Here is a 26,286-nt window from a genome sequence, read left to right as displayed (position 1 = left end):
GGTGCCTGGCCAGGGGTGGGCCGGCGATTTCCCGGTTCCGCCGTTTCCTAGCATTCACCGAGCGGGCGCTCTCGGGTGCCGCCACCCTTCCACCGACGCGACGAGGTCTGTGCTGTGAAGTTTTCCTTCCGCCCCACCGAGGGCGCCTTCTACGAGCTCTTCACCAGGGCCGCGCAGAACCTGGTCCGGGGCACCGCGCTGCTCAACGAGCTGGCCCTGCCCGGCGTGGACGTGCAGTCCGTCAGTGAGCGGCTGACCGAGGTCGAGCACGACAGCGACCAGATCACCCACGAGCTGTACAAGAAGATCAACTCCACGTTCATCACCCCCTTCGACCGGGAGGACATCTACCGGCTCGGCTCGCTGCTGGACGACGTGATGGACCACCTGGAGGCGGTCGGCGACCTGCTCTACCTGTACGGGCTGACCGAGCTGCCGGCGCTGCCCCGCGAGCTGCACGAGATGGTCAACGTGCTCGACCAGCAGGCCAAGCTGACCGCCGAGGCGATGCCCCGGCTGAAGTCGATGAAGGATCTCGAGGACTACTGGATCGAGTGCAACCGGCTGGAGAACGAGGGCGACCGGATCAACCGGCAGCTGCTCGTCCGCCTCTTCTCCGGTGAGTACGACGCGTTGACGGTGCTGAAGATGAAGGAGGTCGCCGACGAGCTGGAGGCCGCCTGCGACGCCTTCGAGCACGTCGCCAACACCGTCGAGACCATCGCCGTCAAGGAGTCCTGAGCCGGTGTCTCCCGAACTCATCGCCGTGCTGGCGGTGATCGCGGTTGCCCTGGCGTTCGACTACACCAACGGCTTCCACGACGCTGCCAACGCGATCGCGACAAGCGTCTCCACTCGGGCGCTGACACCCCGGATCGCCCTGGCGCTAGCCGCCGTGGGCAACTTCATCGGCGCGCACTTCGGTGCGGGCGTGGCCAAGACCGTCGGAGACGGACTGGTCACCCTGCCCACCGGGGTCGAAAGCCTCGGTGTGGTCTTCGCCGGTGTGCTCGGCGCCATCGCCTGGAACCTGATCACCTGGTACTTCGGCCTGCCATCGTCGTCCTCGCACGCGCTCTTCGGCGGCCTGGTCGGCGCGACCCTGCTGTCGGCCGGCGGCATCGTCCAGTGGGTCACCATCGGCGAGAAGGTCATCCTGCCGATGGTGCTCTCGCCGATCGTCGGCCTCACCCTCGGCTACGTGCTGATGCTGGCCATCCTCTGGCTGTTCCGGAAGGGGCAGCCGGGCAAGCTCAACCGGGGCTTCCGCTGGGCGCAGACCGCCTCGGCGGCCGCCATGTCGGTCGGTCACGGCATGCAGGACGCCGCGAAGACCATGGGCATCGTGGTGCTCGCCCTCTACACGGGTGGCTTCCAGGACGACAAGTCCCACATCCCCGGCTGGGTGTTCTGGACCTCGGCGACGATGCTGGCGCTGGGCACGTACGCCGGTGGTTGGCGGATCATCCGCACCCTCGGTCGTAAGATCATCGACCTGGGTCCGCCGGAGGGCTTCGCCGCCGAGACGGTGGCCAGCGCGGTGCTCTACTTCAACGCCCTGGTGCTGAAGGCACCGATCTCCACCACCCACACCATCACCTCGGCGATCATGGGTGTGGGCGCGACCAAGCGACTCTCCGCGGTCCGCTGGAACGTCGCCGGCAACATCGTGATCGCCTGGATCGTCACGTTCCCGGCCGCCGCGCTGATCGCCTGCCTCACCTACCTGCTGGTCCGGCCGCTCTTCGGCTGAGTTTCGGCAAGGGCCCCCGATCGCGGTCTCGCCGTGGCCGGGGGCCCTTGCGCTGTTTCAGACGTACCTGACGCCGATCTGCTCGCGGACCGTGTCCAGCAGGGCCATCACCTCAAGGGTGGTGGCGTGCGGCACCATCGGGCTCTCGGTCAGGCCGGCGGCCAGGCAGCGCTGCACCTCGATCGCCTCGTACTGGTAGCCGTTGCCGGCCTCCTCAGCGACGATCGTCTCCGGCTCCGCGCCGGCCCGGTGCAGGGTCACCGAACCCGGCCGGAAGAACGGCTCCGGCAGGTCGATCCGCCCCGTGGTGCCGGTGATCGAGGCGGTCTGCCCGCTCAACCCGACCATGCCGCAGCTCAGGGTTGCCAGGGCCCCGGTGTCGTAACCGAACAGGACGCCGGTGTTCTCGTCCGTCCCCTCCGGGCCGAGCTGCGCCCAGGACCGGATGTGCTGCGGCACCCCGAGCAGCAGGTGAGCCAGACTGATCGGGTAGATCCCCAGGTCGAGCAGGGCGCCCCCGCCCAGCGCTGCGTTGCGCATCCGGTGCTCCGGCGGGAACGGCCCGGCCACCCCGAAGTCGGCCCGGACGCCGGTCACCGTGCCGATCGCCCCGTCTGCAATCAGCTCGACCACCCGGAGGACCATCGGATTCAGTCGCATCCACATGGCCTCCATCAGGAAGACCCCGGCGGCGCGGGCGGTCTCCACCAACTCGGTGCTGGTGGCCAGGTCGAGGGTGAACGGCTTCTCCAACAGCACCGCCCGCCCGGCGGTGAGGCAGGTCATCGCCGCCTCGTAGTGCGCGGAATGCGGAGTCGCCACGTAGATCGCGTCCACCTCCGGGTCGGCGGCCAACTCCACCCAGGAGCCGTAGGCGCGCTTCGCGCCGTACGTGTCGGCGAAGCGCTGTGCGCTCTCCGCGGCGCGGGAACCGACCGCGACCAACTCGGCGTCCGGCACCAGCCGGAGGTCTTCGGCGAAACGGCTGGCGATGTGGCCGGTGGCCAGGATGCCCCAACGAGTCATGCCGGAACGCTAACCGAGCCAGGTGAACCGCCCGCTGCCCGGCCTGCTCCCGCTGCCCGGCCTGCTCCCGCTGCCCGGCCGACGCCTCGGGCCTGACGCCCTGATGAGCGTGATGACTCTTAGACATATTGATGCCTCAGAGTCATCATGCTCGCCGACCGAGCCGACCGAGCCGACCGAGCCGACCGAGCCGACCGAGCCGACCGAGCCGACCGAGCCGACCGCTCCATCGCCCAGCGCGCGGCCGGCGTTCCCCCGGCGGGAACTAGGCTCGCGGGCATGACGATCGACAGTGCCGGCTTCGCCGCCCCGGCCGCCCTGGTCGAGCACGCCCGCCGGTTCCAGGCCGAGGGTGGCACCCCGGCCACGCCGCGCGTCGCGGCCACCGTGCTGCTGCTGCGTCCGACCGACGCCGACTTCGAGGTGTACGTCATCCGCCGGGTCGCCGCGATGACCTTCGGCGGGATGTACGCCTTCCCGGGCGGCGGCGTGGACCGCTCCGACTCGGAGGCGCACCTCGACTGGGCGGGGCCGACGCCGGACGAGTGGGCGGGTCGGCTCGGCGTGGCCCCGGACGCCGCGCAGGCGGTGGTCTGCGCCGCCGCACGGGAAGTCTTCGAGGAGGCGGGTGTGCTGCTCGCCGGTCCGAACCGGGAGACCGTCGTAGGCGACGTCAGCGGCGACGACTGGGAGGCGGCCCGGCAGGACCTGGAGGGACGGCGGCTTGGCTTCTCGGCGCTGCTCGCCGACCGTCAGCTCACCCTCCGATCGGACCTGCTGCTGCCGTGGAGCCGGTGGATCACGCCCGAGTTCGAGCCGCGCCGCTTCGACACGTACTTCTTCATCGCCCTGCTGCCGGCAGGACAACGGACCCGCGACGTCTCCGGCGAGGCCGACCACACCCTGTGGATTCGCCCGGCGGACGCGCTGGCCCGCGCGCAGGCCGGCGAGCTGACCATGCTGCCACCGACCCTGGTCACGCTGGCCCAGGTGGCGGCGGCCGGAGACCTGGCTGGGGTGGCGCGGGCGGCGGCCGATCGAGACGCCGCCAGCCCAGTCACCCCGCGCCTGGACCTGCCCCCGGACGGCGAACCCCGCTTCGTCCTGGGCTGAGCCCGCACACTTCGTCGCAGTCTCGGCCCACCCGCCCGCCCGCGCGCGCTCGCTGTTTGCGCCCCCTCGATGCACGCCGCCGCTGCCCCCGCCGCCGCCGCCGTCACCACCACCACCACCACCACCACCGCCGCCGCCGCCGCCGCCGCAAGATCGTGCTCGATCCAGGAAGTAGTGGTTTGGTCGCGCGAAGGAAACCACTACTTCCATGTTCGAGCGCGATCTTGCGGGGGCGGCGGGGGCGGGATGGCCCGGCCGCGCGGTGGGGCCGCGCGGTGGGGCCGCGCGGTGGGGGCCGCGCGGTGGGGCGCGGTGGGGCCGCGGGGCGGGGCGGCGGGGCGGGGCTGCGCGGTGTCGGCGGCGGACATGGCACCGGCGCCCACGCCGGGAGGCGGGGCGCCGGTGACCGGACGTGGTCGGCTCAGCCGAAGCGGCCGGTGATGTAGTCCTCGGTCTTCTTCACGCTCGGGTTGCTGAAGATCTTCTGGGTGTTGTCGTACTCGATCAGCCGGCCCGGGTCGCCGGTCTTCTCGATCGAGAAGAAGGCGGTCCGGTCCGACACCCGCGCGGCCTGCTGCATGTTGTGCGTCACGATGATGATCGTGAACTTGTCCTTTAGCTGGAACATCAGGTCCTCGATCGCCAGTGTGGAGATCGGGTCCAGGGCGGAGCACGGCTCGTCCATCAGGACGACCTGCGGCTCGACCGCGATGGTCCGGGCGATGCAGAGCCGCTGCTGCTGACCGCCGGAGAGGCCCGCGCCGGGCTTGCCCAGCCGGTCCTTGACCTCGCCCCACAGGTTCGCGGCGCGCAGGGCCTTCTCGGCCGCGTCCTCCAGGATCGACTTCTTGCGGACCCCGTTGAGCTTCAGCCCGGCCACCACGTTCTCGAAGATGCTCATGGTGGGGAACGGGTTCGGCCGCTGGAAGACCATGCCGATCGTGCGCCGGACCGCGGTGACGTCCACGTCCCGGTCGTAGATGTCCTCGTCGTCGATGGTCAGGCTGCCCTCGACCCGGGCCCCCGGCAGCACCTCGTGCATCCGGTTGATCGACCGCAGGAACGTCGACTTGCCGCAACCGGACGGCCCGATGAGAGCGGTGACCGTCTTAGGTTCGACCGTCAGGTTGATGTTCTCGATCGCCTTGAAGCCGCCGTAGTACGCGGTGACGTTCGTGGCGGAGACGCGCTTGGCCATGGTGGTACCTCCGGGGTTCATCGGCTGATCCTGTTGCGACGGGCCAGCAGTTTCGCCGCGATCGTCAGGATGAGCACGAGGGCGACCAGGGTGAGTGCAGCAGTCCACGCCCGCTCCGGCGCGTACTTCGACGCTTCGCCGGCCTGCTGGTAGACGAAGAGGGCCAGCGACGACTGGTTGTTCTCGAAGGGATTGAAGTTGATCGCCGCGCCACCGCCGGCGACCAGGAGCACCGGTGCGGTCTCGCCAGCCGCACGGGCGATTGCGAGCATGACGCCGGTGACGATGCCGGGTAGCGCCGTGGGCAGCACCACCCGCAGGATCGTCTTCCACTTGGGTACGCCGAGCGCGTAGGCGCCCTCCCGCAGCGGGGCCGGCACGAGGCGGAGCATCTCCTCGGTGGACCGGACGATGGTCGGCAGCATCAGTACGGCGAGGGCCAGCGCGGCGGCGAAGCCGGAGAAGCTCGGCCGGCCGTCGTTGAACCACGGCGACACGATCAGCACCCAGAACGCCAGCACGAAGAGGCCGGTGACGATCGACGGGATGCCGGTCATCACGTCCACGAAGAACCGGATCGCGAAGGCGAACTTACCCCTGCCGTACTCGACGATGTAGATCGCGCAGAGAATGCCGAGCGGCACGGTGATCAGGGTGGCGATGCCGACCTGCTCCAACGTACCGATGATCGCGTGGTAAGCGCCACCGTTCGGATCGCGGGCCCCGATGTTGTTCATCGAGGTGTTGAAGAAGTTGCCGTCCAGCCGTTCGGCGCCCTTGCTGACCAGGGTCCAGACGACCGATGCGAGCGGCAGCACCGCCAACACGAACGCGGAGTGGATCAGCGCGCTCCAGGTGCGGTTGCGGGCGGAGCGCCGCCCCTCAACCGCGTTGGCCGCGGCGAAGAGCCCGACCAGGTAGAACACCGCGCCGAGGACGATCACCAGGACCGGGCCTCCGATGGAGGCACCGTAGACGACCACGGCGGAGAGCGCGAGGGCCGCCACGGCGACGGCCGGCGCGGCGTACCGGGGCAGCCGTCGTGCCCGCAGTGAGTCTGGCTGGGCTGGCGGCCGGGTGCGGTGGGAGGTGGCGGTGGTGGTCATGCGGCGGACTCCGTGAACTCCCGGCGACGGTAGATGATCGTCCGCGCGATGATGTTGACGATCAAAGTGATCGCGAACAGCACGAGGCCGGAGGCGATCAGGGCGCCCCGCCCGGTCTCGTTCGCCTCGGCGAACCGGTTTGCGATGTTGGCCGCGATGGTGTTGCCACCGGATTCGAGCAGGTTGAACGAGATGGCGTAGGTAGAGCCGAGGGTCAACGCCAGCGCGATTGTCTCGCCCAGCGCGCGACCCAGGCCAAGCATGACCGCGGCGATGATGCCGGGGCGGCCGTAGGGCAGCACCGCAGTACGCAACATCTCCCAGCGGGTGGCGCCCAGGGCGATGGCGGCCTCCTCGTTGGCCGTCGGCGTTTGGAGGAACACCTCGCGGCTGAGTGAGGTGACGATCGGCAGGATCATGATGGCCAGTACGAGTGAGCCGAGCAGGATCGAGTTGCCGTAGGGGCCGTCGCCGCCGAAGATCGGGATCCAACTGAAGTACTTGTTGAGCCAGACCGAGAGGTCCGAGACCGGGCCGATGAGGTAGTCGCGGCCCCAGAGGCCGAATACCACGCTGGGTACGGCGGCCAGCAGGTCGATCAGGAAGCCGAGGCTGTTGCCGAGCCTGCGGGGGGCGTAGTGGGACAGGTAGAGCGCGATGCCCATGGCCACCGGCACGGCCATGAGTAGCGCCAGTGCGGCGGTGAGCACCGTGCCGAAGGCGAGTGCGCCGATGCCGAACGTGGGCGGGCTGTCGTTCGGAAACCAACCCTCGAAGGTCCAGAAGTTCTCGGTGTTGGCGCGTAGGGCCGGCACCGCCTTGGCGATCAGGAAGATCGCGATGGCGGCGATGATGACCAGAACCGTTGTGCCGGCGGCTAGCGTGAGACCGCGGAAGGCCCGCTCGGCGCCGAACCTGCGGCTGCGTGGCAGCGCGCCGCCGCCGCCCAGCCCGGTGCCGCCCGGGGTACGGGTGCTGACTGGTGCCTCGGCCACACGCGCCGAGGCACCGGCGGGCCACTCGTGACTCTGGGTCACGCGCGTCCCGCCGGTGCCGGCGTCGGCCGAGCGGTGAGGGGTTTCACCCATCTGCTCGCTCGATTCGATTGGTGAGGTCAGGAGAGGTTCTTGACCGCGGTCTCGACCTTGGCGCGGACCGACTCCGGCAGCGGGGCGTAGCCCAGGTCGGTCAGCGAGTTCTGGCCCTCGGCGCTGGCCGCGTGGCCCAGCAGCCCCTTGACCAGCGGCAGCTTGTCGGCCGCGAGGCCCTTGCTGCAGACGATCTCGTACGTCGCCAGGACGATCGGGTAGGCCCCGGCCTCCGTGGTGTTGTAGTCGATCGCCAGCTTGAGGTCGTCGCCCTGGCCCTCGACCTTCGCCCCGGCGATGGTCTTGCCGGCCGACTCGGCGGTCAGCGCGGCCCACTCGCCAGCACCGTTCTGCACCTTGGCCATGTTCAGGCTGGAGTTCTCCGCGTACGACCACTCGACGTAGCTGATCGTGCCGACCGTGCTCTTGACCTTGCTGGCCACGCCGTCGGACTTGGCGGCACCGATACCACCCGGAGCCTTCCACGCCTTGGCGTTGCCGAAGGTCCAGTCCGACTCGGCGGTCTTCGACAGGTACTTGGTGAAGTTGTCCGTGGTGCCCGACTCGTCGGAGCGGTGGACCGTCTGGATGGCGGTCGACGGGAGCGTGGCACCCGGGTTGTCGGCCTTGATGGCCGCGTCGTCCCACTTGGTCACCGTGCCGGCGAAGATCTTCGCCAGGGTGGCCGGCTTGAACTGGAGGTTGTCCACGCCGCTGCCGGCGTTGTAGACGACCGCGACGGGGCCGATGACCATCGGGAGGTTGAGGGCCTTGCCTCCGACGCACTTGGCGTCGGCCTGCGGCTGCTCCTCCGGCTTGAGCGCGGAGTCGGAGCCGGCGAAGTCGGCGGTCCCGGCGATGAACGCCTGGATGCCGGCGCCCGAGCCGGAAGCCTCGTAGTTGATCGTGGTGCCCTGGCACTTCTGCTGGTACGCCTTGATCCACTCGGCCATGGCGTTCTTCTGCGCCGACGAGCCCTGGGCGTTCAGCGTGCCGGTGGCGCAGTCGACCGCGGCGGCCGAGCCCGAAGCGCTGGCGCCGGGGGCGGGCTCGTTGTTGTCCGAGCCGCATGCGCTGAGACCGAGCGTCGCAGCAAGAGCGAGGCCGGCAATCGCGCCGTACCGCTGGAGCTTCACCTGAGGGGTTTCCCTTCGCGTCTGACTTGGCACCCCGATCCCGGGGCCCGAGGACCGGCACTGACCGGCTGACACGAAAGTTAGAAGTGCCAGGTAGCCGGTTTGCCGGTCGCAAGTGAACGCAAGGTGAACACGTACGGCCGCTCAGGTGACCGCTCGCTGAGGGTGAGTTGTCCGTTAAGTGAACCCGGGCACCCCTGTCGGAAGTATGGGCATATTTCCGTTTCGCCGTTATGTCGCCGACGCCCGGCCGTTACCCACCGGTGACCCGATCAGGGCCGCAGTCGACGGTCAGCCCAGGTGGTAGTTGATGTGCGCGGACCAGCGGGCGAAACCCAGCCGTTCGTAGAGCGCGACGGCACCGGTGTTCGAGTCGTCCACGTAGAGCATCACCCGGTCCAGGCCGCGCTTGTCCCGCAGATGGGCCAGCCCGGCGGTGGTCAGGGCCCGGCCGAGCCCGCCGCCGTGCGCGGTCGGCTCCACTCCCAGGACGTACACCTCGCCGATCCGGGCCGACCCCGGCCGCTCGTGCACCTTGGTCCAGTGGAAACCGAGCAGCCGGCCGGTCGCGGTCTCCTCGGCGAGCAGGAAGCCCGCCGGGTCGAACCACGGCTCGGCGAGGCGGACCCGCAGGTCGTCCGACGTCCACCGGCCCTGCTCGGGGTGCTCGGCGAAGGCCCGTGCGTTGAGGGCCAGCCAGGCCGCGTCGTCCGCCCCGGGCCGGAACGCGCGCAGCGCCACCCCGTCGGGCAGGCGCAGCTCACCCAGCGGGGCGGCCAACGGCCGGCGCAACTGCCAGAGCACCCGGGCGCGGGTGAAGCCGAGGTCGACGGCGAGCGCGGCGGCCGACGGGTGGTCGCCGTGCGCCCACGCCCGCAGCGGCCCGGTGGCCGAGGCGAGTACGCCCCGGGCCAGCGCCCGACCGGTGCCCCGTCGCCGGTACGCGGGGTGCACCACCAGCTCGACCCCGATTCCGCCGACCGGGTCGGTGGTGTCCAGGTGCGCGTACCCGGTGAGGGTGCTGTCGTCGGCGCGGGCGATCAGGTGCACGGCGGGGGCGTCGGGGTCACGCAGCCGCAGCAGGACGTGTTCGTCGAGCGGGTCCGCGCCGTCGGTGTCACCCGCGGAACTGGCGAGGGCCAGTACGTCGGCGATCTCCGCCGACGCCAGTCGGTCGGTCCTGGTCACCTGGTCGCTGGTCGGCTCCGCGCTGCTCATTCCGCCACCGTATCCGCTGCCTGTCGTGACGCCCGGACCGTCGCGGTAAAGCACCGGACCGTCGCGGTAAAGCACCGGACCGTCGCCGTAAAGCGGCTCACGTCGGGTCGGTGGGGAGTGCCTCCAACTCGAACCGGGCGGTCAGCTCGGGCAGGATCCGGCGCAGCGCGTCCACCGTGCCCTGCCGGTCCCCGCCGGCGTCGTGCAGCAGCACCACCGAGCCCGGTTCGGCCTGGTCCAGCACCGTGGCGGTGATCTTGGTGGCGCCGGGCAGGTCCCAGTCCGACGGGTCCACCGACCAGTGCAGCGGGGTCATGCCGAGCTGCCGGGCCACTGACACCACCGGGTACGTCCAGGCCCCGCCCGGCTGGCGGTACCAGACGATCGGGGCGTTCGGCGCCGCCGCCCGGATCGCCGCGTTCGTGCGCAGGAGGTCGGAGCGGATCGCGTCGGCCGACCGGGCGCCCAGGCGGACGTCGTGCTGCCAGGAGTGGTTGCACACGGTGTGCCCGTCGTCCACGATCGCCTGGACCAGGTCCGGGTGGTTCTGCGCGTTCTCGCCGACCAGGCAGAACGTGGCGTGCACGTCATATTCGCGCAGGAGGGCGAGGACCTGCGGGGTGTAACGCGGGTCCGGCCCGTCGTCGAAGGTCAGCGCGAGCCGAGGGCTGCCGGTGGTGGCGTGCGCGCCGAACAGTTTGTCGCCCGCGGCGTCCTGTCCGGACCCGTCCTGCCCGGTCGCCACCGGCCCCGACCCGTCCTGGCCGGTCACCACCGGGCCGGCGCTGGCGCTCGGCGCTCCGCCCGGCTTACCGGCGCTGGGTTGGTCGGCGTAGTGCGGCCCGTCGGCGCTGGTGGAGAGGCCGGTGGAGTGCGTGGGTTTCTGGTCGGGGACGAGGCTGCGGCCGAGCACGTACGCGGAGCCGAGCAGCCCCGCCACGACCAGCGTCACGATCCCCGCAGCCCGCGCGGTGGAACTGCCCCGCGTCACGACTTCCGCCCGGCTCGCCGGTCACGCCGGCCCGTCGCCCCCGTGTTCAGTGCGCGCACCATCGCCCCTTTCTCCGACAAACCCGGCAGTCAGAATAGAGCCGCCAAGCTGGTCAAAAAGGGCATATGGGAAATCGTCCAGTGCGGTCCCGCGAATCAGACCGGCAGGGGCGCGTGCTCCGCCTCGGGAAGCGACCGCGACGGCGGGACGACGAACTTGTAGCCGACCTGGCGGACGGTGCCGATCATCGACTCGTACTCCGAGCCGAGCTTGGCGCGCAGTCGCCGGACGTGCACGTCCACCGTGCGGGTGCCGCCGAAGTAGTCGTAACCCCAGACCTCGCGCAGGAGCTGGTCCCGGGTGAACACCCGGCCCGGGTGCTGGGCCAGGAACTTCAGCAGCTCGAACTCCTTGTAGGTGAGGTCGAGCGGGCGACCCTTGAGCTTGGCCGCGTAGGTGTCCGGGTCGATGGTCAACTCGCCGGCCCGGATCGAGCCACCCGCGCCAGCTGTCGCGTTGCTGAGCCGGCCCACCGCCAGCCGCAGCCGTGCCTCGACCTCGGCGGGGCCGGCCGAGGCGAGGATGACGTCGTCGACGCCCCAGTCGGCGTTGAGCGCGATCAGACCGGCCTCGGTCACCACCGCGACCAGCGGCACGCCGAGCCCGGTGGCGTGCAGCATTCGGCAGGTCGCCCGTGCCTCGCTCAGCTCCGATCGGGCGTCCACCATCACCGCGTCCGGGCTGGGGCCTGCGACCAGGGTGCGAACGTCGCGCGGCGCGGTACGGACCGAGTGCGGCAGCAGGTCGAGTGCCGGCAGCACAGCCGACGGTTCCCCTGCGCGCGCGGTCACCAGCAACAGGATCTCCACGATCACCTCCGTCCCGGCGGCGCGAGGCCGCGCGCGACCAGTCGCACCCATGAAGGAGTGCGCTGAGAAATTGCGTGGTCCCGGCGTCGCTGACGGGCGGGTAGCGCGTTGAGCCTAACTGATTGCCTCGGCCGCGCCTCCAGGCCATATCCTGTTTGTCTATCTTGCCCCTGATCGTGGCACGGATTTTAACGTCGCTGAAACCCATGACCACCGCGTCGGGCGGTCGGTCTGGCACGATCGGGTCGTGTTCCCCTCCACCTCGCCCGAGGCCGGCCGCGAATCGTGGCCCGCCGGGCCCCAGCCGGGCCCGGCCGCCGCACCGACGCGCGGCCAACCGCCCGCGCCGCGTACAGGTCCGGCCACCACCGATGGCGATCGCCGCGAACGGGGTGGGCCTCGCCGGGCCCGTCGCGCCGGTGAGCCGGCCCGCCGATCCGAAGACGAGATCGACGAGCCGGAAGAGGAGGTCGTACCCCCGGTCGAGGTGCACCGCCAGCTGGCGCTGACCATCGCCGGCTTCGCCGCGCTGCTCGGTGTCGGCCTGGTGCTCGGCGCGCAGACCTCGGGCCCCGGCCACCGGTTGCCGTTCGCCGCCATCGTCTTCGGCGTCCAACTGCTGTTCGTGCTCGCCTGGACGATGGCCATGCGTCCGCCCGCGTTGCTGGTGGTCGCGGGGATCAGCGCCGGGGTCGCGGCGCTGGCCGACATCGCCGCGGTGCAGACCGACGTCGCCGGCCTGGCACCGCTGGGCTACCTGGCCGCTGGCGGGTTCCTCGCCGCGGTGCTCGGCCAACTGGTCCGTCGGGTCGACCGGGTTCGGGTCACCGACTCCCTCGGCGCCACCCTGCTCATCGTGGTCGGGGTGGTGGCCTTCGGCACCCTGATCGTGCTCAGCCGGATCCCGGCCGGCACCCAGGCGATCACCGTGTGCCTGACCGCGAGCGGTGTCGCGCTCACCGTCGCCCGGCTCACCGACGCCGTGCTGCCGTGGCCGCGGCTGGCCCCGCAGGTGCCCCGGGGCGCCGCCGGTGTGGTGGCCGGCGCGATGGTCGGCACGTTGACCAGCGCCCTCCTCGGCAGCTACCTGGTGGCTCCCTTCACGCCGACCCGGGCCGCCGTGATCGGCCTGGTCGCGGCGGTCACCGCCGTCCTCTCCGACCTCGCCGTGGGGTACGCGGAGGCGGGTCGGTTGATGGCCGGTGAACCGCCCACGATGTGGGTGGCCCGGCACATGCAGGGCCCGCTCGGTGGCTTCGCGCTGGCGGCGCCCGCCGCGTACGCCATGTGCATGCTCTTCCTCTGAGTCACGGTTGAGCGCGCAGCCGGTCGGGTACCTACGGTTGCGCCGCCCTGCGGCGTCGGTACGAACGCCCCGTCGCGGCGCGACGGGCGGAGACAGGAGGCGGCGTGGCGCGGGACTATCCGGTGGACGAGGCGCGACCCCGACGGCGTGGCCGCAAGCTGCTCATCGGGCTGTTCGTTCTGCTCCTGCTGCTGGCGGGGTTGCTGGTGGTTGCCGACCGGGTGGCGGTCGGGGTCGCCGAGCGGACCATCGCCGACCGCATACGACAGGAGATCGCCAAGCAGGGCGCGCAATCCGCCGCACCTGATGTCGAGGTGGGCGGAGTTCCGTTCCTCACCCAGGTGCTGGATGGCCATTACCAGCGGATCACCATCAACCTGCGGGACGTGCAGGCCCCGGTCGAGGGCGACGCCGTCCGGCTGCCGGTGCTGGACGTGACCGCCCGCAACGTGCGGGCCTCGCTGGACACCCTGCGCACCGGCCGGGGCGACGTCGTGGCGGACACGGTGAACGGCGCCGGCACGATCAGCTACGAGAGCCTGGCCGCGTTGCTGAACCGCCCGGGGCTCACCCTCGGCGAGCAGAACGGCAAGCTCACCGTGACGGCCCCGGCCGACATCCTCGGTCAGAAGCTCACCATCACCGGCACCGCCGACGTCACCGTCGCCGACAACGGCGCGGTCGCCCTGCGATTCAACGACCTGGATGCCGCGGGTCTGCCGAACCTGCCGCTGGCCCGTGCCTTCCTGAGCAACTACGCCAAGAGCATCTCCATCGACGTGCCTCTTCCCGAACTGCCGTTCCAGCTCGCTGTTCGGGAGGTCCGTCCACTGCCGGAAGGGCTGGCGGTCACCGCCGACGCGAAGAACGTGCCGATCAACTCCGCTGGCTGAGGCCGCAGGCGCGGTCGGAGGCCGAAATCCTCGGCAGCCCTGACGATTCCCGGATGCTGGTCGGCGCAGTGGCAGCACGGTCAATGGCTGGTAGGCTCCGTGGCCATGGGGACCCACCTCACCAAACGGCGCGCGGTCGACCTGTGCCGCGTGGCCACCTGCCTGTGTCGCCCCGTCATCTGACGGCGGGGCTGTCTTCGGCCGCCTGACGGCGGCCACCGGCACAGGGTTCTCGCACCCTCCGGTTATCCCACCGAACGCCCGGCAGCGGCGCCGTCGCACAAACCCGTGATCCCGTCCTTCCGCTGGGTCCCGCGCGTGGTGCGACATATACGTCAATCGATGCGCGTTGGCTCACCATCCATCCTCACCAGGGAGTGAATCGATGAGTCGCGACACCGCACTCGTTTCGGCCGAGTGGGCCGAGAAGAACCTCGACGCCCCGGGCGTCGTCTTCGTCGAGGTCGACGAGGACACCTCGGCCTACGACACCGGCCACATCGCCGGCGCCATCAAGGTTGACTGGAAGACCGACCTTCAGGACCAGGTCCGCCGGGACTTCGTCAACAAGACGCAGTTCGAGGCGCTGCTCTCCGAGCGGGGCATCAGCAACGACGACACCGTCATCCTGTACGGCGGCAACAACAACTGGTTCGCCGCGTACGCCTACTGGTACTTCAAGCTCTACGGCCACCGCGACGTGAAGCTGCTCGACGGCGGCCGCAAGAAGTGGGAGCTGGACGGCCGTCCGCTCGTCACCGACCAGGTGTCCCGCCCGGCGACGCAGTACGTCGCGCAGGAGCCGGACACCTCCATCCGGGCCTTCCGCGACGAGGTCGTCGCCGCGATCGGCACCAAGAACCTGGTCGACGTGCGCAGCCCCGACGAGTTCGCCGGTCGTCTGCTCGCCCCCGCCCACCTGCCCCAGGAGCAGGCACAGCGGGCCGGCCACATCCCCACCGCGATCAGCGTGCCGTGGTCCAAGGCGGCCAAGGAGGACGGCACCTTCCGGTCCGACGACGAGCTGCGCAAGATCTACGGCGACGCGGGGCTCGACGACGGCAAGGAGACCATCGCGTACTGCCGGATCGGTGAGCGCTCGTCGCACACCTGGTTCGTGCTCCAGGAGCTGCTGGGTCACCGCAACGTCAAGAACTACGACGGCTCCTGGACCGAGTACGGCTCGCTGGTCGGTGTGCCGGTCGCGCTCGGCGACGAACCCGGGGAGGCCTGATCATGACTCTTCCCATCGCTGCGGGTTGCGCCGCGCCGGATCAGGCCGCGCCGCTGCCGGCCAGCCTGGATCTGGAGAAGGAGACCGTCATCACCGGCATCGTCCGCGCCGCCGACGCCGAGCCGGTGCCGGGCGCGTACGTCCGGCTGCTCGACTCGACCGGTGAGTTCACCGCCGAGGTAGTCACCTCGGCGGCTGGGCAGTTCCGGTTCTTCGCCGCCCCGGGCTCCTGGACGCTGCGGGCGTTGTCCCGGCACGGCAACGGCGACACCGCGGTCACTGCCGGCCGGGGTGTCAACGAGGTTGCCGTCACCGTCGCCTGACCCACTGCTCTGATCGACCGGGGCCGGTCACCCTCCTGGGGTGACCGGCCCTCGCGTCACTGGTCCACTACCCATCGTCAATCGATCGCACCGGCGCTTCGGTTGCGCTGGTGTCGGTTCCACGACAGTGGTGGCGCGTGATGCGGCCGAGGTCGGCGCGAGGGATGCGCCTTGTGGTAGTCGAACGAAAGCGCAGTGTCATCAAAGTAGTGGCCGGTCCAATTAAATTCATTGGCGTACGTCACTATCTAGGGGTGGAGAACACGGTTCGTACGGACAGCGGCGTGTCCGGTCAAGAGGTTCCGATCGTCGTCTGCGTCAGCGCGGATGGCTTGGTGTTCGAGCAGGTGCAGCGACAGGTCGACGGGATCGGTCAGGTGGTGAGCTTCGCAGACCTGGTCGAGTTGCGCGCAATGCTGTTCCCGTCGCCGAACGCCCCGGCACCGGCAGCCGGGGCGGCTTCCCCGGGGGTGGTGGCGCAGGGCTTGGTCGAGTGGGGTGGGTTGGCCGTCGACCGGGCCGCAAACCGGGTCACCTGGCGCGGCGACCCGCTCCCGCTGACCCCCGACGAACGGGATGTGCTCACCCTGCTCATCGGCCCGCCGCTGGTGGTGTGGAGTTACGAACAGCTCTGCGCCTCAGCGCTGGGTGGCGCGGACACCGCGACTCTGCGGTCCACGATCAAGCGGCTTCGCCGCAGGTTGCGGGGTCTGCCGGGCGGACCGCAGGTGCACACCGTGCGAGGGGTCGGCTATCGACTCGACCGGTCGCCCCGGCTGAACGACCACTGACCCACCGTCGCCCCGCCCTGCCGACCGGCTCCGCCGCCGACCCGACCGGCTCCGCCGCCGACCCGACCGGCTCCGCCGCCGACCCGGCGGGGGGCGCGTGACACCATGGCCGGGTGAGCGGTGCTGTCCAGACGGATTGGGCCTCTTCGACGGGCCCCGCCGCGCCGGCTCCGGCCCGGTCGCGGCGGCGTTGGCTGCTGGCCGCGACCGTGGCCTGGGCCCTGTTGCTGGCCGGGCTCACCTGGGTGTCGGTGCGGGACGACCCGCCGACCGTGCGCGAACAGCGGTCCCTCGATCAGGCCGGCCCGGTGGTCGACCGGGCGGTCGGCGAGTTGGCCCTTGCGGCCGGTGCGGCGGATCTGCTGGAGCTGGGCCCGGCGCGGGTCGCGTCCGGCTGCCGGGTCACCCCGTTCGCCGACGGCGCGAGGCTGCGGCGCGAGGTCGGTGTGCTCGCGGCCACCGGTGACGAGCGGGCCGTGCTGGCCGGTATTGCGGAGCGGCTACCGGCGAGCTGGCGGGCCGGGGTCGGGCCCGGGGTGGATGGCCCCGAGCTGCACGCCGACGCCGGAGAATTCGTGGCCGTCGAGGGGCGGCCGACAGTTGACGGCAGGGTGCGACTGATCGTCGACACCGGTTGCCGGCCGGTCGGCACCGGCTACCGGCCGGCCCCGGCCACCGCCCTCGGCCCGGAGACGGCCGCGCTGAGCGCCGCGCTGCGGGCAGTCGACCGACCGGCCGACGCCGCGCCGGAGCTGGTCACCGCGCCCTGTCCGGGCGGCGGGTTCGCCCGCACCGCGCGGTCCGCGAACGGTTCCGGCCCGGCGCCCTCGACGGCCGCACTCGCCCCGCTGGCCGGCAACGCCCCACTGCTTGACCAACCCCCGGTGTACGCGTACCGCACCGGTGCCGTCACGGTGCTGGCCGAGATCAGCTCGGACGCCACCCGACTGGCCGCCACCGTGGGTTGCCCACGCTGAGCCGGGCAGCGGGCCCTGGTCAGCCTCCGCTCGGCTGATCCTCCGGGCCACGGCTGCGGCCCAACGCGTCGACGGTGCCCCACCGGCCAGGGATGTCCAGCAGCTCGATTCGGCCCATCCCCGGTGGCACGGCCGGGTCGATGATCAGGTGCTCGCCCTGCGGCTCCAACCCCAGCATCACCCGCAGCAGCAGCAGCGGGGTGCCGCTCGACCAGGCCTGCGGGCTGCACGCGGTCGGGTACTCCACCGGGAAGTCGGTGAGGTCCCGGGCGTAGCCGGCGAAAGCCTCCGGCAGCCGCCCCCCGAAGTATTCGGACGCCGCCAGCATCGTGTCGCAGAGCAGCCCGGCCTCCTCCCGGAAGCCGTACCGCCACAACCCCCAGGCGATGATCGAGTTGTCGAACGGCCAGACCGTGCCCACGTGGTAGCCGATCGGGTTGTACCGACCCTCGTCAGCGGCGAGCGTCCGCACCCCCCAGCCGGAGAACAGTCGTGGCCCGAGCAGGTGCTCGACCACCTTGCCGGCGCGCGACTCGTCCACGATGCCGCTCCACAGCAGGTGCCCGATGTTCGAGGTCAGCGCGTCCACCTGCCGGCCGTCGGCGTCCAGCGCGAGCGCGTAGTGCCCCCGCTCGGGGATCCAGAAGTCGCGGTCGAACCGCCGTTTGAGGTCGGCGGCCTCGCGCTCCAGTCTGTCGGCGAACGCCGGGTCGTTCCAGAACTTCCGGGCCAGCCGGGCGGCCCGGATCTTCGCGTCGTACGCGTAACCCTGCAACTCGCAGGTGGCCCGGGGGAAGCCGGGCAAATGACCGTCGGCGTACGAGATCGCGTCCCAGGAGTCCTTCCAGCACTGGTTCTGCAGACCGGTCTCCGGGTTGCGGGTCTGGTACCAGAGGTAGCCGGTGCCGAGCAGGTCACCGTAGGTGTCGATCCACTCCAGCCCCGCGCGGACCTGCGGCTCCAGCCTGCGGATGAGTGCGGCGTCGCCGGTCCACAGTTCGTACTCGTCGAGCAGGATGATGAACAGCGGCGTCGAGTCGGCCGACCCGTAGTACGGCGAGTGTGGCTGCTCCTCGAAGCCGGCGGTCTCTCCGTACCGCAGCTCGTGCAGGATCTTGCCGGGTTCCTCGTCCCGGAAGTCGTCCACCCGGTGACCCTGGAGTCCGGCCAGCATCAGGATGGTCGGCGGGACCAGCTCCGGCAGGAACGGCAGCACCTGCAACGAGGTGATGATGCTGTCCCGGCCGAACAGGGTCATGAACCAGGGCAGCCCCGCGGCGATCAGCCGTACGCCCAGGGCGATCGACTCGTAGCGCAGTGCGGCCAGGTCGTTGAGGCTGCGCCGGTACGCCCCGGCCAGCGGCTGGCAGTCGCAGCCGAGCTTCGGTGCCCGGTCGATCAGCTCCTGCTGCTCGGCTCGGATGGCGTCCGCGCTGCGGCTGCCGCCGTACGGGAGGGTGGCCCGGATGTCCTCGCCACGGGCCCCGAAGACGAGGCTGGACACGTGCAGTCGGGTGGTCCAGCTGCCGTTGCGGGCTATCCGGACCCGGAAGGTCATCCCGGTGTCGTCGACCTGTGCCGGCGCGGTGGTGCTGACCACCATCTCCCGGTGGAACGCCTCCCGCCGGTAGGTCAGCCGCAGCTCGTTCTCGGTGACCGTGACGGTGGTCCGGCCCCGCTTCTGCCGAGCATTCTTGATCTCGAACAGGTCGGCGAAGTCGGCCCCGACCTCGATTCGGAGGGTGCACTCGACCTCCGCGCCGAGGTGGTTCAGCACGGTCAGTTCCTCCTCGAAGCTGCCCACGATCGCTCGGCTGCGGATCACGGACGCCTTCGCGTCCAGATAGTGCGTGGGTTCCCCCGGGGCGAGGAAGAACTTGGTGCGGTACGACTCGGCATCGTCGACGGAGAGGGCGTGCAGCCGCTCGCCGTCCAGGGTGAGCACCCACTTCGACAGGAAGCGGGTGTCGAAGGAGAACAGCCCGGTGGGGAAGTCGTAGGACGGTTCGATGTCCCCACGCCGGTCGCTGACCAGGAAGGTGTTGCCGTCCAGAATGCTGACGAGGTCCTTCACCTCAGTCGCCCGGCTGCTCGGCGGGCCGTTTCGCGGGGGTCGCGGGTGCCGGGCGGGTTCGGAAAGAACCGCCGGAAGGCGAGGAAGAGCACCACGTTTCCGCTGAACGTGCTCTCGTTGCGCAGCACCGCCGCGACCCCTTGGGCCTCTCCGGTGATCAGCCGGTCGAAGAGGGCGGCGCTGCTGTACCAGATGGCGTCGGCCGGGCCACGCTCGCGGCTGACCTGCACCGACCCGGGCCGCATCCGCACCAGCCAGTGTTCGGTCCGGTGGTCTTCGCCGAGGTCGATCTGGAGGGTGCCTTCGGCCAGGCCACCCAGGACCTCCGGGGCGCGCGACGGCAGTTCTTCGAAGAACCTCTCCGCCGCCTCGGTCACATCCGAATCGTAGGCAGCCGTCCGAGATGTCGGGTCGGTATCGGCACTCCGCTCGTATCGACCCTCCGCCGCAGTCCGGTCAGTAGACGAGCGCCTGCGCGCCCTCGGCCAACGCCTCCTCGACGAAGACTGCGGCACCGGCGATCCGGACCCCGGGGAGTACGTCGTCCGGGCCGATCTCCCGTCGGGCCGCGCACTGGGTGCAGGCGGTCACCCGGCCGCTGGTCAGGATCACGTGCAGCAACTCGGCCAGCGGTGCGGAGTGCGGCAGGTCGAACTGCTGGGCGCGACCGGGCAGGGCGAACCAGGTCGACTCACCGGTGAGCCAGAGCGAGACGTCCACCCCGGCCGCGACCGCCGTCGCGGCGACGGTGAATGCCTGCGCGCACCGCTCCGGGGCGTCCGCCCCAGCGGTGGCCTTGACGACGAGAGTGCGGGCCATGTGGCCCAGCATAGGATGGCCGGGATGGTTACCGAGATCGGGTTTGTCAGCCTGCTGGTCGCTGGCCTGGGCGGGCTCGCCGGTGGCCTGGTCTACCTTGCCGTACGCATTTCGAGAGGACGCTGGTGAGCGCGAGGAGTGAGCCGGGTTTGCGAGCCCCGCAGTCGCGAACGAAGGTGGTCCAGTGAGCGCGAGGAGTGAGCCGGGTTTGCGAGCCCCGCAGTCGCGAACGAAGGTGGTCCAGTGAGCGCGAGGAGTGAGCCGGGTTTGCGAGCCCCGCAGTCGCGAACGAAGGTGGTCCAGTGAGCGCGAGGAGTGAGCCGGGTTTGCGAGCCCCGCAGTCGCGAACGAAGGTGGTCCAGTGAGCGAGAATCCGCTACAGCCGCCGTGGCTGAACGCGCCGCCGGTCGAGGAGTACCCGTTCGAGGAGAGCCACGACCTGCGGGTCGGGCCGAAGCTGCACCCCGCGCTGGATGCCCTGCTGCCGTACATCGGTTTGTGGCGCGGTCGGGGCAAGGGCGGCTTCCCCACGATCGAGGATTTCGACTACGCGCAGGAGATCCGGATCAGCCACGACGGTCGGCCGTTCCTGCACTACGAGTCGCGTGCGTGGATCCTCGACGAGCAGAGCAAGCCGGTCCGCCCGGCCGGTCGCGAGGTCGGCTGGTGGCGGCCGGTGCTGGTCGACGGGCGGGCGACCGACGAGCTGGAGGCGCTGCTGACCACCCCGACCGGGGTGATGGAGCTGCACCTGGGCAAGCGCACCGGCACGCAGGTCGAGTTCGCCACCGACGCGGTGATCCGGACTCCGACCGCCAAGGAGGTCACCGGCGGGCACCGGCTCTTCGGCATTGTCGAGGGTGCGCTGCTCTACGCCCAGGAGATGGCCGCCATGGGGCACGGGCTCAGCCCGCACCTCTCCGCCCGGCTCGTCCGGGTCGGCGGCTGACCAGCCGGGTCGGCGGGCTGACTAGCCGGGGAAACCCAGCAGGGCTTGCAGGGCGGGGGTGCGCGGGCAGTGGTCCCGGCGCACCCCGTCCAGCATCCGGACCTCGACGAGCCCGCGTACCGAGGAGCTGAACCAGACCCCGTCGGCGTCGTGCAGCTCGGCGGGCGTGACCATCCGTTCGGCGGCGCTCAGGCCCAGCTCGTCGGCGTGGGCGAGCAGCCAGGCCACTGTGGTGCCGGGCAGGATGCCGGTCTTGGCGGCCGGCACCGTGCAGAGGGTGTCGCCGGTGAGCCACACCACGTTCGCGATCGGCCCCTCCAGGGCGTACCCGTCCGACGAGACCCAGAGCACGTCGTCCACCCCGGCCCGGTGCGCCCACCGGCGGGCGGCGCTGTTGACCGCGTACGAGGTGGATTTGATGCCGGCGGGCAACCAGTCGAGCCCGGTCCGCGCGTCGGCGGGCACCCCCAGCGGCAGGATCGCCACTGTGATCCCGGTGCGGCGGGCCCCCCGCGACGACGCCGGCACCTCGGTCAGGGTGGCGTAGACGGTCGGTGGGCCGCCGGCCTCGGAACCTCGGGTGCAGACCAGCCGCAGCGCACCCTCCAGCTGGGTGGGCCAACCCGCGCGTACCGTGTCGAGTAGGTCGACCAGCGCGTCCGCGGCGGGCAGGTCCAGCTCGACGGTGGCCGCGGCGGTGGTCATACGGGCCAGGTGCTCGTCGCGCAGCCATGGCCGGCCCTCGCGCAGATGCATGGACTCGAAGAGCCCGTCGCCGCGTAGGACGCCCAGGTCGTCGCCGCGGAGCACGGGCTCGTCGGCCGCGATGAGGCCCCGCCCCAGCACGGCGATGCGCGTGCCCGCAGAGGCCGGGGCGTTGCCGGCTGACGACGTCACCATGACCGCCGAGCGTAGCGGCGTCCGGTCGCGCGCAGGGGGTCGGTGCGATTGCCGAACTATGATCGGACCGTGTCCGAATCCTCCCTCGCGGAAATGCTGCGGTCCCGTGGGCTGCGGCTGACGGCCCAGCGGCAGCTTGTCCTCCAAGCCGTGCTCGATCTGGGCCACGCCACCCCGGAGCAGGTGCACACCGCCGTCCGGGAGGTCGCCGCCGGCGTCAACATCACCACCATCTACCGCACGCTTGAGCTGCTGGAACGGCTCGGTCTGGTCACCCACACGCACCTGTCGCACGGTTCACCGACCTATCACGCCGCCGGTGAACACCAACACGTCCATCTGGTCTGCCGGGAGTGTGGCGCGATCGACGAGATCGATCCGGAGTTGCTCCGCCCCCTCGCCGACCAGTTGGCCGCGCAGCGCGGGTTCCGGGTGGACATCGGGCACGTGTCACTCTTCGGCGTCTGCGTACGCTGCGAGAACGGGGACGAAAAATGATCGACATCGCGGGTGCGGTGGCCGTCGAGAGCATCGACGAGGCCAGCCGCGACCAGCCGGATCCGGCGCACGTCGCGGCCGGCGTGCGGGGGGTGGCCGCGCACTACGGCGACCCACTGCGTGAGCAGCGCACCCTCGACACCGCTGTCGGTCTGGTCGACCGGTCGCATCGAGGGGTCATCGCGGTGCCCGGGGAGGACCGGGCCAGCTGGCTGCACACGATCACCTCGCAGCACCTGAACACCCTCTCCGCCGGGGAGGGCACCGAGTTGCTGGTGCTGTCGCCGCACGGCCACGTCGAGCAGCACGCCATGGTCGCCGAGGACGGCGAGACCGCCTGGCTGGACACCGAGCCCGGTGCGACCCAGGGCCTGCTGACCTACCTGGAGAAGATGCGGTTCTTCAGCAAGGTCGAACCACGCGACGCCACGGCCGAACGGGCGCTGTTGTCGCTGGTCGGGCCGGCGGCCATGGAGGCGCTCGGCACGCTGGGCGTGACCGGGCTGGCCGCACCGGACGTGGTCGCGGTGCCCGGTCCGAAGTTCGCGCACGGTGCCGTGCCACCCCGGGCGAGCGTTCGGTACGACGTGAAACCGCTGCCGATCGGCGGCTGGGCTCGACGTGGTCCGCTCGGGGTGGACCTGCTGGTGCCCCGCTCGGCGATGGACCAGGTGGTGGCGGAGCTGCGCGGCGCCGGCGTGCCGGTCGCGGGGCTCTGGGCGTACGAGGCGATCCGGGTGGCTGCCCGGCAGCCTCGGGTCGGGGTGGACACCGACCACCGGACCATTCCGGCCGAGGTCGACCTGATCGCCCCGGCGGTGCATCTGGACAAGGGTTGCTACCGGGGGCAGGAGACGGTGGCCCGGGTGCACAACATGGGCCGCCCGCCGCGTCGCCTCGTACTGCTGCACCTGGACGGGGTGACAACCGATCAGCCGCCGGTGGCCGGTACGCCGGTGACCCTCGACGGCCGGGCGGTCGGCTTCGTCGGCACCGCGGTGTTGCACCACGAGTTGGGCCAGGTTGCCCTCGCGGTGTTGAAGCGGAACGTCCCGGACGACGCCGCGTTGCTGATCGGCGAGACCGCGGCGGCGATCGACCCGTCCTGAGCGGGCCGTCTAGGATCGCCGGCATGACGACAGGGACGTTGATCACGGTGGCCCCGACCGGCGCTGAGTCGGCCAAGGCGGAGGTGCCGGCGCTGCCGGTGACCCTCGACGAGTTGCTGCTCACCGCCAAGGAGTGCGAGGCGCTCGGCGCCGCCGTGATCCACGTCCACATCCGCGACGACGAGGCCCGGCCGACGCTCGACCCGGTGCGGCTGGCCGACACGGTGGCGGCGCTTCGGGAGAGCACCGACCTGATCGTGCAACTCTCCTCCGGCGGCGCGGTGACCGACCCGGAGGCCGCCCGGCTCGCCGTCCTCGACGCCCGTCCGGACATGGCCTCCTGCACCATGGGCACTGTCAACTTCGGCGACGACGTCTTCCTCAACCGCTGGGAGTTCATCGTCGACCTGCACTCCCGGATGCAGGAACGCGGGATCGTGCCGGAGTACGAGATCTTCGACCTCGGCCACCTGTCCGCGTTGCAGCGGTTGCTCGGCAAGTACGGGCTGCCGGCCGGCGGGCACGTGCACGTCGACTTCGTGATGGGTGTGCCGGGCGGTATGCCGGGCAACACCGAAACCCTGGTCGCGGCCCACCGGATGCTGCGGGACCTGCCGGAGGGCACCACCTTCTCGGCCACCGGCGTCGGCCGGAGCACCCTGCCGGTGCTGTTGGCCTCGCTGTCGGCGGGCGGGCACCTGCGCGTCGGCATGGAGGACACGGTGACGTACGCGAAGGGCCGCCCGGTCGAGTCCAACATGCAGTTGGTCGCTCGCGCGGTGGGTTTCGCCCAGCTCGCCCAGCGTCCGCCGTTGACCACCACGGAGGCCCGCGAGCTGCTCGGGCTGTAAGGGCGGGTCTGTCCCGCGCTCCTGTCACCCGGGCGGTGGATGTCCTGGTCACCCCGGTGCCGGGCACCCCCGGACCGTCGGTACCGTCCAGCGCGTGACGAAGACGTACGAGGGCGGCGCGCCGCTCGCCGAGGTGGTCCGGTCCGGGTTCGTGGAGGGTGCGCACCGCGGTTCGGTGGTGGTGCTGGACGCCGCCGGTGTCGCGGTGGCGTCCGCCGGGGACGTGGCCTCGCCGATCTTTCCCCGCTCGGCCAGCAAGCCGATGCAGGCGATCGGGATGCTGCGGGCTGGCCTGGCCCTGACCGACCCGGCCGACGTGGCGCTGGTCTCGGCGAGTCACGCGGGCGAGGAGTTCCACCTGGCCCGGGTCGGCGCGTTGCTGGAACGCGCCGGGCTGGACGCGTCGGCGCTGCACTGCCCGCCTGATCTGCCGGTGGGCGCTGCGGCCCGGGAGGCGGTGCTGCGCGCCGGTGGCGGTCCGAGCCGGGTGCAGATGAACTGCTCCGGCAAGCACAGCGGAATGCTGCTGACCTGCGAGGCCGCCGGTTGGCCACGGGAGGGCTACTGGCGGCCGGAGCACCCGCTGCAGCAGCGGTTGCGGGCCGCCATCGAGGAGTTCACCGGCGAGCAGGCGGCGGCGGTGGGTGTCGACGGCTGCGGTGCCCCGGTGCTCGCGGTGTCGCTGACCGGTTTGGCCGGGGCGTACCTCCGGCTGGTCGACGCCGAGCCCGGCTCGGTGCCGCGTACGGTGGCCGACGCGATGCGGGCGTACCCGGAGATCGTGGGTGGCACTCAGGCCGACGACACCCGGCTGATGCGTGGTGTGCCGGGGCTGCTGGCCAAGGTCGGGGCCGAGGGCGTGCTCGCCGTGGCGCTGCCGGGTGTCGGCGCTGTCGCGCTGAAGATCGACGACGGCGCCGACCGGGCGCGGATGCCGGTACTGGTCTCCGCGCTGCGCCGGCTCGGCGTGGATGCCCCGGTGCTGGCCGAGTACGAAGAGGTGCCGCTCTTCGGCGGCGGGGTGCCGGTCGGGGCGGTCCGCCCGCTCTGGTGACGCCGCCGGTCCGCCGGTCGGCGGTGTGGCTGCCCGACTCGGCGATCGACGCCTGATCGAGCGCTATACCTCACGGGTATGAATATGACTCGGAGGTATAGCGCTCGTCGCGGCGTCAGCCCCGTCGTGCGGGCTAGCGCAGGAAGTCGAGCAGTGCGGCGTTGACCGGTTCCGGGCGCTCCAGCGGCAGCAGGTGCGCGGCGTCCGGCACGTCGGGCAGTCGTACCGCGCCGGGGACCTCGGCGGCGATCCGGTCGGCGAGTCGATTGATGTCCGGCACGTCCGCGGCACCGGCGGTGACCAGGACGGGGATCGTCAGCTCGCCGAGTCGGCCGATCGCCGGTGGCGTCAGCTCGCCCACCTCGACCGCGCCGAGCGCCAGCTCGGCGGCGAGGGCACGCTGGTCCATCTCCTGCGCGAACGCGACCAGCTCGGGGTCGACGTCCTGCGGCTGGCGTCGCGGGCCGATCACCCAGAATCGCACCTCACCGGCCGCGCCCGCGACGAAGTCGTCGGGGTCGACCTCTCCGACCAGGTCGTCCCAGAGGTCGTTCGCCTCGTCGGACCACTCGTTGCCGGAGACTGCCGTGTCGAACAGCGCGAGCGCGCTCACCCGGTCGGGGTGGGCCAGCGCGGTGTCGATGGCGACCGCCCCGCCGAAGGAGCAGCCGACCAGGGCGGCCCGGGGCAGGTCGAGCGCGTCCAGCAGCCCGGCCACGTCGTCGTGGTGCGTGAACGGGGTCGGGGGGAGCTCCGAGTCGCCGTAGCCGCGCAGGTCAGGGACGATCACCCGGTGCTGGGTGGCGAGCGCGGCCAGCTGCCCCCGCCACATCCGCCGGTCGGCGATGCCGGCGTGCAGCAGGACGACTGGTGAACCGGTGCCGGCCTCGTCGTACGCGATGCTTGCTCCATTGACTGTGATCTTGTGCACGAACGGACCGTACGGATCGGCCGAGCGGCGCGCAAACGGGATGCTGAGACCTTGCTAACTATGGTTAGCGTTTTGCTTG

General features: G+C 71.1%; 29 protein-coding genes. 16 read left to right on the top strand and 13 right to left on the bottom strand.

From position 1 onward, the window contains the following. The first annotated feature begins 114 nt into the window (after window positions 1-114). Both V6U86_RS25435 and V6U86_RS25430 read left to right on the top strand, forming a co-directional pair. Entirely contained in the window at window positions 115-741 is a 627-nt protein-coding gene (locus V6U86_RS25435) for a DUF47 domain-containing protein (RefSeq protein ID WP_334507275.1), read from the top strand. Window positions 742-745: 4 nt separating this feature from the next. Then, complete coding sequence (locus tag V6U86_RS25430) at window positions 746-1,753, top strand: inorganic phosphate transporter (protein ID WP_334507273.1); 1,008 nt, start codon at window positions 746-748, stop codon at window positions 1,751-1,753. 57 nt (window positions 1,754-1,810) lie between these two features. Here V6U86_RS25430 and V6U86_RS25425 read toward each other — a convergent pair whose 3' ends face one another. After that, complete coding sequence (locus V6U86_RS25425) at window positions 1,811-2,779, bottom strand: Gfo/Idh/MocA family protein (RefSeq protein ID WP_334507271.1); 969 nt, start codon at window positions 2,777-2,779, stop codon at window positions 1,811-1,813. Between the two features lie 279 nt (window positions 2,780-3,058). On the opposite strand from V6U86_RS25425, the gene V6U86_RS25420 reads away from it, so the two are divergent. Next, window positions 3,059-3,892 carry an NUDIX hydrolase gene (locus tag V6U86_RS25420; RefSeq protein ID WP_334507269.1) on the top strand — a complete coding sequence of 278 codons (834 nt, stop codon included), beginning with the start codon at window positions 3,059-3,061 and terminating at the stop codon, window positions 3,890-3,892. A gap of 421 nt (window positions 3,893-4,313) precedes the next feature. Here the strand turns inward: V6U86_RS25420 and pstB are convergent, their stop codons facing one another. The 7 genes from pstB to V6U86_RS25385 form a co-directional block, all read right to left on the bottom strand. Continuing rightward, window positions 4,314-5,090, bottom strand: a complete 777-nt coding sequence (gene pstB, locus V6U86_RS25415) for a phosphate ABC transporter ATP-binding protein PstB (RefSeq protein ID WP_334507409.1) — start codon at window positions 5,088-5,090, stop codon at window positions 4,314-4,316. Window positions 5,091-5,107: 17 nt separating this feature from the next. Continuing rightward, window positions 5,108-6,196: a phosphate ABC transporter permease PstA gene (pstA, locus tag V6U86_RS25410; protein ID WP_334507267.1), complete on the bottom strand. Its 1,089-nt coding sequence runs from the start codon at window positions 6,194-6,196 to the stop codon at window positions 5,108-5,110. After that, complete coding sequence (gene pstC / locus V6U86_RS25405) at window positions 6,193-7,284, bottom strand: phosphate ABC transporter permease subunit PstC (RefSeq protein WP_334507265.1); 1,092 nt, start codon at window positions 7,282-7,284, stop codon at window positions 6,193-6,195. Before pstC ends, pstA begins: the two co-directional genes overlap by 4 nt. 26 nt (window positions 7,285-7,310) lie before the next feature. After that, window positions 7,311-8,420 carry a phosphate ABC transporter substrate-binding protein PstS gene (gene pstS, locus V6U86_RS25400; RefSeq protein WP_334507263.1) on the bottom strand — a complete coding sequence of 370 codons (1,110 nt, stop codon included), beginning with the start codon at window positions 8,418-8,420 and terminating at the stop codon, window positions 7,311-7,313. A 291-nt stretch (window positions 8,421-8,711) separates the two neighbouring features. Further along, window positions 8,712-9,638, bottom strand: a complete 927-nt coding sequence (mshD, locus tag V6U86_RS25395; RefSeq protein WP_334507261.1) for a mycothiol synthase — start codon at window positions 9,636-9,638, stop codon at window positions 8,712-8,714. A gap of 97 nt (window positions 9,639-9,735) precedes the next feature. Continuing rightward, the gene (locus tag V6U86_RS25390; RefSeq protein WP_334507259.1) at window positions 9,736-10,629 is read right to left on the bottom strand and encodes a polysaccharide deacetylase family protein; all 894 of its coding nucleotides are present in this window, start codon (window positions 10,627-10,629) and stop codon (window positions 9,736-9,738) included. Window positions 10,630-10,784: 155 nt separating this feature from the next. Then, window positions 10,785-11,504 carry a winged helix-turn-helix transcriptional regulator gene (locus V6U86_RS25385; RefSeq protein WP_181518701.1) on the bottom strand — a complete coding sequence of 240 codons (720 nt, stop codon included), beginning with the start codon at window positions 11,502-11,504 and terminating at the stop codon, window positions 10,785-10,787. A gap of 241 nt (window positions 11,505-11,745) precedes the next feature. On the opposite strand from V6U86_RS25385, the gene V6U86_RS25380 reads away from it, so the two are divergent. The 7 genes from V6U86_RS25380 (at window position 11,746) to V6U86_RS25350 (ending at window position 17,022) form a co-directional block, all read left to right on the top strand. Then, entirely contained in the window at window positions 11,746-12,804 is a 1,059-nt protein-coding gene (locus V6U86_RS25380) for a hypothetical protein (RefSeq protein WP_334507257.1), read from the top strand. 104 nt (window positions 12,805-12,908) lie between these two features. Beyond that, the gene (locus V6U86_RS25375; protein ID WP_334507255.1) at window positions 12,909-13,697 is read left to right on the top strand and encodes an LmeA family phospholipid-binding protein; all 789 of its coding nucleotides are present in this window, start codon (window positions 12,909-12,911) and stop codon (window positions 13,695-13,697) included. Between the two features lie 105 nt (window positions 13,698-13,802). Continuing rightward, the gene (locus V6U86_RS25370) at window positions 13,803-13,880 is read left to right on the top strand and encodes an Ms5788A family Cys-rich leader peptide (protein ID WP_310503780.1); all 78 of its coding nucleotides are present in this window, start codon (window positions 13,803-13,805) and stop codon (window positions 13,878-13,880) included. A 202-nt stretch (window positions 13,881-14,082) separates the two neighbouring features. Then, a complete protein-coding gene (locus V6U86_RS25365) occupies window positions 14,083-14,931 on the top strand; it encodes a sulfurtransferase (RefSeq protein WP_334507253.1) in 849 nt (282 codons plus the stop codon). Window positions 14,932-14,933: 2 nt separating this feature from the next. Then, window positions 14,934-15,254: a DUF1416 domain-containing protein gene (locus V6U86_RS25360; RefSeq protein ID WP_334507251.1), complete on the top strand. Its 321-nt coding sequence runs from the start codon at window positions 14,934-14,936 to the stop codon at window positions 15,252-15,254. Between the two features lie 284 nt (window positions 15,255-15,538). Next, on the top strand, window positions 15,539-16,045 hold the full coding sequence (locus V6U86_RS25355; protein WP_334507399.1) for a winged helix-turn-helix domain-containing protein: 507 nt from the start codon (window positions 15,539-15,541) through the stop codon (window positions 16,043-16,045). A 113-nt stretch (window positions 16,046-16,158) separates the two neighbouring features. Beyond that, window positions 16,159-17,022, top strand: coding sequence for a hypothetical protein (locus V6U86_RS25350; protein WP_334507249.1), 864 nt, complete (start codon window positions 16,159-16,161; stop codon window positions 17,020-17,022). Window positions 17,023-17,041: 19 nt separating this feature from the next. Here V6U86_RS25350 and V6U86_RS25345 read toward each other — a convergent pair whose 3' ends face one another. The 3 genes from V6U86_RS25345 to V6U86_RS25335 all read right to left on the bottom strand — a co-directional run bounded on the left by V6U86_RS25345 (window position 17,042) and on the right by V6U86_RS25335 (window position 19,927). Beyond that, window positions 17,042-19,096 (bottom strand): amylo-alpha-1,6-glucosidase, encoded by a 2,055-nt coding sequence (locus V6U86_RS25345; RefSeq protein ID WP_334507246.1) that lies wholly within the window; start codon window positions 19,094-19,096, stop codon window positions 17,042-17,044. Then, on the bottom strand, window positions 19,093-19,473 hold the full coding sequence (locus V6U86_RS25340) for an SCP2 sterol-binding domain-containing protein (RefSeq protein WP_334507244.1): 381 nt from the start codon (window positions 19,471-19,473) through the stop codon (window positions 19,093-19,095). Before V6U86_RS25340 ends, V6U86_RS25345 begins: the two co-directional genes overlap by 4 nt. 79 nt (window positions 19,474-19,552) lie before the next feature. Continuing rightward, window positions 19,553-19,927, bottom strand: a complete 375-nt coding sequence (locus tag V6U86_RS25335) for a DsrE family protein (protein ID WP_112584197.1) — start codon at window positions 19,925-19,927, stop codon at window positions 19,553-19,555. A gap of 12 nt (window positions 19,928-19,939) precedes the next feature. Between V6U86_RS25335 and mtfM the strand changes: the two genes are divergently transcribed. Next, the gene (gene mtfM / locus V6U86_RS25330; protein WP_030327764.1) at window positions 19,940-20,044 is read left to right on the top strand and encodes a small membrane protein MtfM; all 105 of its coding nucleotides are present in this window, start codon (window positions 19,940-19,942) and stop codon (window positions 20,042-20,044) included. A gap of 232 nt (window positions 20,045-20,276) precedes the next feature. Further along, window positions 20,277-20,864, top strand: coding sequence for an FABP family protein (locus V6U86_RS25325; protein ID WP_238660123.1), 588 nt, complete (start codon window positions 20,277-20,279; stop codon window positions 20,862-20,864). Between the two features lie 21 nt (window positions 20,865-20,885). On the opposite strand, the gene V6U86_RS25320 is transcribed toward V6U86_RS25325, so the two are convergent. Next, window positions 20,886-21,764, bottom strand: a complete 879-nt coding sequence (locus V6U86_RS25320; protein ID WP_334507236.1) for an aminotransferase class IV — start codon at window positions 21,762-21,764, stop codon at window positions 20,886-20,888. A 69-nt stretch (window positions 21,765-21,833) separates the two neighbouring features. Between V6U86_RS25320 and V6U86_RS25315 the strand changes: the two genes are divergently transcribed. The 4 genes from V6U86_RS25315 to V6U86_RS25300 all read left to right on the top strand — a co-directional run bounded on the left by V6U86_RS25315 (window position 21,834) and on the right by V6U86_RS25300 (window position 25,276). After that, window positions 21,834-22,262, top strand: coding sequence for a Fur family transcriptional regulator (locus tag V6U86_RS25315; protein ID WP_238666982.1), 429 nt, complete (start codon window positions 21,834-21,836; stop codon window positions 22,260-22,262). Beyond that, a complete protein-coding gene (ygfZ, locus tag V6U86_RS25310; protein WP_334507230.1) occupies window positions 22,259-23,371 on the top strand; it encodes a CAF17-like 4Fe-4S cluster assembly/insertion protein YgfZ in 1,113 nt (370 codons plus the stop codon). Before V6U86_RS25315 ends, ygfZ begins: the two co-directional genes overlap by 4 nt. 23 nt (window positions 23,372-23,394) lie before the next feature. Beyond that, the gene (locus V6U86_RS25305; protein WP_334507228.1) at window positions 23,395-24,222 is read left to right on the top strand and encodes a 3-keto-5-aminohexanoate cleavage protein; all 828 of its coding nucleotides are present in this window, start codon (window positions 23,395-23,397) and stop codon (window positions 24,220-24,222) included. Between the two features lie 94 nt (window positions 24,223-24,316). After that, window positions 24,317-25,276, top strand: a complete 960-nt coding sequence (locus tag V6U86_RS25300; protein WP_334507226.1) for an asparaginase — start codon at window positions 24,317-24,319, stop codon at window positions 25,274-25,276. Window positions 25,277-25,409: 133 nt separating this feature from the next. On the opposite strand, the gene V6U86_RS25295 is transcribed toward V6U86_RS25300, so the two are convergent. Further along, entirely contained in the window at window positions 25,410-26,207 is a 798-nt protein-coding gene (locus tag V6U86_RS25295; RefSeq protein ID WP_334507224.1) for an alpha/beta fold hydrolase, read from the bottom strand. Window positions 26,208-26,286 lie beyond the last annotated feature (79 nt).

Source organism: Micromonospora sp. CPCC 205558, assembly GCF_036902955.1.
Taxonomy (GTDB): Bacteria; Actinomycetota; Actinomycetes; order Mycobacteriales; family Micromonosporaceae; genus Micromonospora.
This window is presented reverse-complemented; position numbering and strand designations above follow the sequence as displayed.

Bases quoted from the DNA above. Each gene is read 5' to 3' on its own strand.
- V6U86_RS25425 (WP_334507271.1), bottom strand. From the start codon at position 2,779: ATGACTCGTTGGGGCATCCTGGCCACCGGCCACATCGCCAGCCGTTTC.
- V6U86_RS25420 (WP_334507269.1), top strand. From the start codon at position 3,059: ATGACGATCGACAGTGCCGGCTTCGCCGCCCCGGCCGCCCTGGTCGAG.
- pstB (WP_334507409.1), bottom strand. From the start codon at position 5,090: ATGGCCAAGCGCGTCTCCGCCACGAACGTCACCGCGTACTACGGCGGC.
- pstA (WP_334507267.1), bottom strand. From the start codon at position 6,196: ATGACCACCACCGCCACCTCCCACCGCACCCGGCCGCCAGCCCAGCCA.
- pstC (WP_334507265.1), bottom strand. From the start codon at position 7,284: ATGGGTGAAACCCCTCACCGCTCGGCCGACGCCGGCACCGGCGGGACG.
- mshD (WP_334507261.1), bottom strand. From the start codon at position 9,638: ATGAGCAGCGCGGAGCCGACCAGCGACCAGGTGACCAGGACCGACCGA.
- V6U86_RS25370 (WP_310503780.1), top strand. From the start codon at position 13,803: ATGGGGACCCACCTCACCAAACGGCGCGCGGTCGACCTGTGCCGCGTG.
- V6U86_RS25365 (WP_334507253.1), top strand. From the start codon at position 14,083: ATGAGTCGCGACACCGCACTCGTTTCGGCCGAGTGGGCCGAGAAGAAC.
- V6U86_RS25360 (WP_334507251.1), top strand. From the start codon at position 14,934: ATGACTCTTCCCATCGCTGCGGGTTGCGCCGCGCCGGATCAGGCCGCG.
- V6U86_RS25335 (WP_112584197.1), bottom strand. From the start codon at position 19,927: ATGCTGGGCCACATGGCCCGCACTCTCGTCGTCAAGGCCACCGCTGGG.
- mtfM (WP_030327764.1), top strand. From the start codon at position 19,940: ATGGTTACCGAGATCGGGTTTGTCAGCCTGCTGGTCGCTGGCCTGGGC.
- V6U86_RS25320 (WP_334507236.1), bottom strand. From the start codon at position 21,764: ATGGTGACGTCGTCAGCCGGCAACGCCCCGGCCTCTGCGGGCACGCGC.
- ygfZ (WP_334507230.1), top strand. From the start codon at position 22,259: ATGATCGACATCGCGGGTGCGGTGGCCGTCGAGAGCATCGACGAGGCC.
- V6U86_RS25305 (WP_334507228.1), top strand. From the start codon at position 23,395: ATGACGACAGGGACGTTGATCACGGTGGCCCCGACCGGCGCTGAGTCG.